Below are 6,759 nucleotides of genomic sequence, written 5' to 3' on the forward strand. Positions count from 1 at the left end.
CCTGCTGCTGCCATGTCCTCATCATCCTCTGCCCTGATCTGGTTTCGCCGCGATCTGCGCCTGGCCGACAACCCCGCGCTGGATGCCGCACTCGCTGCTGGACTGCGGCCGATTCCGGTCTACATCCACGCGCCGGAGGAGGAAGGGGAATGGGCGCCAGGAGCGGCTTCCAATGCCTGGCTGGCGCGCTCATTGAGTGCATTGCAGCAAGACCTGCGCCAGCGCGGCAGTGACCTGCTGATCCTAAAGGGCGACAGCCTGGACTGCCTGCAGCAGCTGCTGCGGCACACCGGTGCGCAGGGGGTGTACTGGAACCGCCGCTATGAGCCACTGATCAGCCAGCGTGATGCACGGATCAAGCTGGCCCTGCGTGAGAGCGGTGTGCAGGCCCGCAGCTTCAACGCCCGGCTGCTGGTGGAGCCCTGGCAGCTGTTGAGCGGGCAGGGGACCCCATACAAGGTATTCACCCCGTTCTGGAAGGCGCTGCAACCGCAGCTGCAGCTGCCGGCCTTGTCGGCAGCACCGCAGCACCTGCCCGCCCTGCCGTTGACGGAGCTGCCGGCCAGCCTGCCCGTGGCAACGCTGGGGCTGAGCCCATCGTTGGACTGGGATGCTGGTTTCTGGTCACGTTTTGTTCCCGGCGAAGCCGGTGCGGGGCAGGCACTGTCGGTCTTCGTCGAGGGCGCATTGAGCGGTTATCTGCAGCAACGTGACCTGCCTGACCGCGTCGGCACCTCGCTGTTGTCGCCACATCTGCATTTTGGCGAGATTGCCCCTTGGCGTATTGCACAATCTATAAATGAAATACGTAATGCAGAAGTCGTGACGGATGCAACCGGCTATCTCCGCCAGCTGGCCTGGCGCGATTTTGCCCACTACACGCTGTATCACTTCCCGCGCAGCGCTGATTGCAACCTCAACCCACGCTTTGAACAGATGGCCTGGCAGCCGGCAATGGAGGATTTCCTCCGGGCCTGGCAGCGGGGGCGTACCGGGGTACCGATTGTTGATGCCGGCATGCGCGAGCTGTGGCACACCGGCTGGATGCACAACCGGGTACGGATGATTGTCGGCAGCTGGCTGTGCAAGCACATGCGCGTGCACTGGCTGCACGGCGCGCGGTGGTTCTGGGACACCCTGGTCGACGCGGATCTGGCCAACAACAGCCTGGGCTGGCAATGGATCGCCGGTACCGGTGTGGATGCCGCGCCTTATTTCCGGGTGTTCAACCCGGTCACCCAGGCTGAAAAATTTGATCCGCAAGCGCGCTACATCAGCCGCTGGCTACCCGAACTGGGCCGGCTTCCGGTCAAGGCACGTTTCGCCCCCTGGTTGCATGGCGGAGCGCCCGGCTACCCGCCGCGGCCGTTGGTTGATCTGGCCAAGGGCAGGGAGGCGGCACTGGCCGCCTATCACGCCTGCCGCTGAGGCTGAATGGGCTGCTTATCAAGCTGAACGAGTGCCGGGGAGTTTTCCGATCATCACTGGAACATTTCGCCGACACACTTATTCTGAACGCCTTACTGACTGGGCGTCATGCCCAAGGAGCCTCCATGAATACTGCCATCCGCAACCTGTCTTTGGCTTTGGTAAGCGTCGCTGTTCTTTCTGCCTGCGCCACCACCGGTGGCTCCTACACCTACAGTGATGCCAGCGGCAATCCGACCCAGCAGCAGAACAAGACCGGCCGTAATGCCGCCATTGGCGCGGGCATTGGCGTGCTGGCCGGTCTGCTGTCCGGTGACAGCGCCACCGAACGTCGCCAGCACGCCATGGTCGGCGCCGGCATCGGCGCCCTTGGCGGTGCCGCGATCGGCCAGTACCAGGACCGCCAGGAGCGTGCGCTGCGTGAGCGCACCGCCAATACCGGGATCGAGGTCGACCGCCAGGGCGACAACATCACCCTGAGCCTGCCTGACGGCATCACCTTCGATTTCAACAAGAGCACGCTCAAGCCGCAGTTCTACGGTGCACTCAATGGCGTGGCCTCCACCCTGGCCGAATACAACCAGACCATGATCGAAGTGGTCGGGCATACCGACAGCATCGGCAGCGATGCGGTGAATGACCGTATCTCCAGGGAGCGTGCCGAGGCCGTTGCCAACTACCTGCGTGGCCAGGGCGTGCAGAGCGCACGGATTGAAACCCTGGGGGCCGGCAAGCGCTACCCGGTTGCCGACAACAACACCGAGGCTGGCCGTGCCGCCAACCGTCGTGTTGAGATCCGTGTGGTGCCGTTTACCAACAACTGATTGCCAGCACGCCAGTGAGTACAAACGGGTCGCCATCCGGCGGCCCGTTTTTTTGTTCATCGTTGAATGCCCGGGAATGCTACACGGATCTTCAGGAAGAAGTAGTTCTGATTACGGTACCCGTAGGCCCGGCGCTTGATGACCTTGATCGTGTTGTTGATGCCTTCGACGATGCTGGTGTTGAGCGGGTGCCGACAAGCCGGACAGGATCCCTTGCAGGTACGCTTTGAGCTTGATTGCGAAGTGGGCCAGTACAGCGATACCGCTGCCTTGGGCTTGTTCCAGCCGGTTTGTCGTGCCGCAGCCTGTTGGCCTGATCGACCCGCACCCGGTCGGTCACTTCGCGGCCGTACTTGGCCACGACATGGAACACGTCGAAGACGACTTCGGCATTGGGACAGCGGGCTTTGATCTCCAGCTCATAGGTGGTTGTCATGTCGATCGCGACGGCCCGGATCTGCGCAGCAACGCCGGCAGGGAGCTGCTCGAAGAAGGTCCGCGCGGTCTCGCGGGAGCGACCGTTGCTGACCCACACGACCTGACGACGGATCGGATCGACCACGACCGTGGCATAGTGATGGCTCTTGTGAAGGGCAAACTCATCCATCGCCACCAAGGTGCACGAGCTGATTCCATGGCGAACCATCGCGCCCACCACAGCGGCCTTGGTCTTCAGGCATACGGCAAGCGGCGTCATGAAACATCCAGATCGAAATCACCGCCGTCCATCCGATCTGCTACGGGATAGTCCTATCGACGATGACAAGCCTGGCTGATGGCCTGCGATTGGGAAGATCCACACGCTGCAACAGTCGTTTGGCTGGAGCCTGATGAAGGACAATCATGAACAGACTCATCGTCCTGTGTTGGCTGTTTGTCGTGCCCGCCGGACATGCACAGCATGTCTACAAGTGCACAAGCGGCCTGTCGGTTTCTTACCAGTCCCAGCCTTGCCCAGGCGCGACCGAAGCCATCTGGCATGCACCGCCAGCGACGATTGATCTGGCGATAGAACAGCACAACCAGGCTGTCCGGCAAGAAATGGACCGACGGCAGGCAGCCACAGTGCCCACCAGAAAACGTGCGGCATCGCGTCCTGCCAGCGCAGCGATTGGCATCGCACGCGATCAATCCGCCTGTGACCGGGCCAGAGCCGCACGTACGGCGGCATACGCCCGATTGGGAACACGGCGCACATTCGAGCAATCACGACTGTGGGACAACCGGGTTTTTGATGCTTGCAGATGACAACCGAAGTATTCGAGCAGTCGGCAAAGCCAGCCAGGCTCGAGGCAGCTCACGAGCGCGAAGCCACCACAAAACCCATCGAAGGCGGCGCGCAATCCACTACTTCGCATAATGTATATTATGTAATTAAGACGGCTGCCTTGGGCGAAACGCACGTGGCTGATTCAAGGATGCAGGCTCTTCCTGGCCTGCAGAGAATTGCCGTGTGTCCTGACGCGCCGGCAGCAACCCTCCTGGGTTGAGTAGCGAGGCCTATGGGAATTCAGATGATTTTGATACGCAGCAGCCTGTGCCGATGAGCGCGCCCACAGGCAGCGGCATATCCGCAGCAAGAAGGCCACTTCAGTACACCTGAAGCAAACAACAAGCCACACCCCTCAGGGATTTCACCCTGAACCATCGAAAGAATCCCGGCCGCCAGGCCTGTGTAAAAACCGGACGGCAGGCACATGCCGGTAGGTGCAACGTGCGGGTACGACCGCGCGCTTGCAGCACGACGGCCCGTTCTGCTTGCCAATAGAGAAATGGGCGCTGACAGAATGCTGGCCACCAGCCACCAGCCACCAGCCACCAGCCACTTGGACTGGCTGCGAATCGGTGCCCGATCTGTCTTGAGCGACAATGCACAAGCCGCAGCGGCTATTGATGCAGGGTCAGCAGAACCAGCTCAGCGACCTCCCAGCGCTGGAGGAGTTCGGCGGGCGCGTCAGACCGTCGTTGCATGACTGTGTGCCGCGCAGGTGCAATAGTCTTGTCCAGGACCTTACCCACGCAGGGCAACTCGGGCGACAGCCATCCAAACGGACGGCACCCAACCGTGTGTTGACCTGGAGCGCATGGATTTTTCTTTCATACAGGTGTGATAAGTGGTCGTTATCAACTACAATCAAACCATGAAGAAGAGCCTGCAAGCCAATGAATTAAAAAAGGATTTCAATTCAATATCCACCCATTCCCTGGAGTTCCTGGAGGCGGGCGCGCAGCGTGCAGTCGAACAATTCCTTGAGCAAGGTACGCCACCCAACACCGTCCGCAGCTACGCAGCCGCATTTGCCTACCTGCAGGCGTGGTACCGCTTGCGCTTTGATGCCGACATCAGCGCCGGGCCGATGCCGGTCGCCGCTGCGGTGCAGTTCATCATCGATCACCTGGCGCGACGCGATGACGACCGGATACTGGCTCTTGAACTCCCCCACTCCATTGATCGGCAGCTGGTTGGCCTGGGCGTGAAGCGAGAGTTGGGTCCACTGAAAACCAATACCGTAGTCCACCGGCTCTCGGTACTGGGCAAATACCATCGTCTGCGCGGTTGGGATAGCCCTACCGACGATGCTCGCTATCGCACGGTCCTGCGCAGTGCGCGCAACACCCAGGTGCACGAGGGCGAACGGATCAGCAAGAAAACCGCCGCCACTGCCGACCCTTTGCAGGCCATGCTTGCCACCTGCGACGACGGCTTGCGCGGGTTGCGTGACCGCGCCCTCCTCCTGGTGGGCTGGAGCAGCGGTGGCCGGCGCCGGGCAGAACTGGCCAACATACAGTGCCAGGATCTACTCAGGCATCCTGACGGGAGCTATGCGTTGAGCCTGGGGCTGAGCAAGACCGAGCGCGACGGACAGGTGCGCCAGAAGCCGATACGCGGTAAGGCCGCACTGGCCCTGTCTGCCTGGCTACAGGCCGCGGCAATCAGCCAAGGGCCGGTGTTCGTGCGACTGTTGCGCGGCGGAAAACCTGCCAAAACCGCGCTGAGCGGCAACCATATTGCATTGATTGTGAAACGACGGGCCCAGCTGGCAGGGCTGCAGGGCGACTGGGCAGCGCACAGCCTGCGTTCGGGCTTCATCACTGAAGCCGGACGGCAGAACATGGCGATTCCGGATGTGATGGCGATGACCGACCACCGCTCAGTCAATACCTTGATGGCCTATTACCAGGCCGGAGAATTGCTGGCCGCGCCCGTGGCCAACCTGCTGGCCAATGCCGCCGAGCCCGACCCGCAGCCATCGACCTGATCGATGTGGCTCAGGACTTTGTCTCCAAACGGGAAATGCGCGCTGCCAGATCGCCGAGCTGCTCCAGCTGGCGCTGCATCATCGCCAGCTGCGCCTTGCTTTCACCCAGCGCCTGGCGAAGGTTCGCCGCGTCGGCCAGCGCCCGGTCGCGTTCCTGCAGCGCGGCGTCGCGGTCGCTGTAGCAGCGCTCGATGTGCTCCTTGCTGCCCTGCTGCTGCAACTCAAATGCTTTGATTTGTTCGTGCAAGGCCTGCTGTTGCTGCGCCAGCTCCTGCTTGGCTGCATCGATGGTGCGCTGGTGTGCCTCTTCGCGTGCTGCGGCAGAACGCTGTATCTCCATCAAGGCCGCAGCAGTCAAGGCCGCAATCGTACCCCCGTCGCTGGTCGCACCCAAGGTCGGCGGCGTGGATACGGCAGGCTGCCCCCCCTCAGTCGGTGCGCGCTCAAGCAAGCTCGGCCCGTAGCAGGCGAACCAGCTGCCGATGAAATTGGAAATCACCGGTGGCGAGCCTCGTTGCCCAAGCTCTGCCCGCACATTGATATGGGTCGGCGCCTCCCCTCGGGAGATGATGCTCTCGATGGCGGCAAACGCATCGCTGCGGTCAATTCGGGTCACGCGGGGCATAGGGGTTTCATCTGTGCTGAGTAAATAAATAGTAACACGATAATTACGTATTACGTAATAAATTTAGGAGATTAAAGCTTTGGGTCAACCAGGACTGCACCCTGCAACAGCCCGTGGCGAGACATCCGCCGGCTGCCCCATCCAACCATAACCGCCCCGGGAGCAAGCTTTCACCCAGATCCGGCAAGGCTTCAAGCCCCTCGGAAATTTTTGTGAAAAAAAGCTTGTGCTGCCCTGCGTGTCTGGCTATTATTTCGTTCTCGGCAACACCGGGGCCATAGCTCAGCTGGGAGAGCGCCTGCATGGCATGCAGGAGGTCAGCGGTTCGATCCCGCTTGGCTCCACCACTTCAAACACTAGGCCGTTTGAAGACAACAAAATTTGATGATCAATGCGTCCCCATCGTCTAGAGGCCTAGGACATCACCCTTTCACGGTGGCGACCGGGGTTCGAATCCCCGTGGGGACGCCAATCATCACCCTTCCCTCCCAGGGAAGGCCAGTCGAAAGACTGGAAGGTTACATCGGGGCCATAGCTCAGCTGGGAGAGCGCCGGCATGGCATGCAGGAGGTCAGCGGTTCGAGCCCGCTTGGCTCCACCACTTAAAACACTAGACAGCTTT

Annotated in this window: 4 protein-coding genes, 3 tRNA genes and 1 pseudogene; 6 read left to right on the top strand and 2 right to left on the bottom strand. The window is 61.2% G+C overall.

The features are described 5' to 3' along the window. Positions 1 to 12 precede the first annotated feature (12 nt). Entirely contained in the window at positions 13 to 1,428 is a 1,416-nt protein-coding gene (locus tag ABB25_RS08070) for a cryptochrome/photolyase family protein (RefSeq protein ID WP_057665714.1), read from the top strand. A gap of 125 nt (positions 1,429 to 1,553) precedes the next feature. Continuing rightward, the gene (locus ABB25_RS08075) at positions 1,554 to 2,252 is read left to right on the top strand and encodes a YiaD family glycine zipper/OmpA-like lipoprotein (protein ID WP_057665716.1); all 699 of its coding nucleotides are present in this window, start codon (positions 1,554 to 1,556) and stop codon (positions 2,250 to 2,252) included. Between the two features lie 56 nt (positions 2,253 to 2,308). Here the strand turns inward: ABB25_RS08075 and ABB25_RS14305 are convergent. Further along, a pseudogene (locus tag ABB25_RS14305) lies at positions 2,309 to 2,919 on the bottom strand (ISL3 family transposase); the annotation flags it as partial. A 1,447-nt stretch (positions 2,920 to 4,366) separates the two neighbouring features. Here ABB25_RS14305 and ABB25_RS08080 point away from each other — a divergent pair. Beyond that, the gene (locus ABB25_RS08080; protein ID WP_244477774.1) at positions 4,367 to 5,512 is read left to right on the top strand and encodes a site-specific integrase; all 1,146 of its coding nucleotides are present in this window, start codon (positions 4,367 to 4,369) and stop codon (positions 5,510 to 5,512) included. 10 nt (positions 5,513 to 5,522) lie between these two features. On the opposite strand, the gene ABB25_RS14310 is transcribed toward ABB25_RS08080, so the two are convergent. Beyond that, positions 5,523 to 6,137, bottom strand: coding sequence for a DNA-binding protein (locus ABB25_RS14310; RefSeq protein WP_083488189.1), 615 nt, complete (start codon positions 6,135 to 6,137; stop codon positions 5,523 to 5,525). A gap of 271 nt (positions 6,138 to 6,408) precedes the next feature. On the opposite strand from ABB25_RS14310, the gene ABB25_RS08090 reads away from it, so the two are divergent. From ABB25_RS08090 to ABB25_RS08100, 3 genes are all read left to right on the top strand, one after another. Further along, positions 6,409 to 6,484: transfer RNA gene (locus ABB25_RS08090), tRNA-Ala, on the top strand. Positions 6,485 to 6,532: 48 nt separating this feature from the next. Then, positions 6,533 to 6,608, top strand: a tRNA-Glu gene (locus ABB25_RS08095). A gap of 54 nt (positions 6,609 to 6,662) precedes the next feature. Next, positions 6,663 to 6,738 (top strand) — tRNA-Ala (locus tag ABB25_RS08100). Positions 6,739 to 6,759 lie beyond the last annotated feature (21 nt).

The organism is Stenotrophomonas koreensis (genome assembly GCF_001431525.1).
GTDB classification, from domain to species: Bacteria; Pseudomonadota; Gammaproteobacteria; order Xanthomonadales; family Xanthomonadaceae; genus Stenotrophomonas; species Stenotrophomonas koreensis.

Coding starts and splice junctions, on each gene's coding strand:
- ABB25_RS14310 (WP_083488189.1), bottom strand. CDS start 6,137: ATGCCCCGCGTGACCCGAATTGACCGCAGCGATGCGTTTGCCGCCATC.
- ABB25_RS08070 (WP_057665714.1), top strand. CDS start 13: ATGTCCTCATCATCCTCTGCCCTGATCTGGTTTCGCCGCGATCTGCGC.
- ABB25_RS08075 (WP_057665716.1), top strand. CDS start 1,554: ATGAATACTGCCATCCGCAACCTGTCTTTGGCTTTGGTAAGCGTCGCT.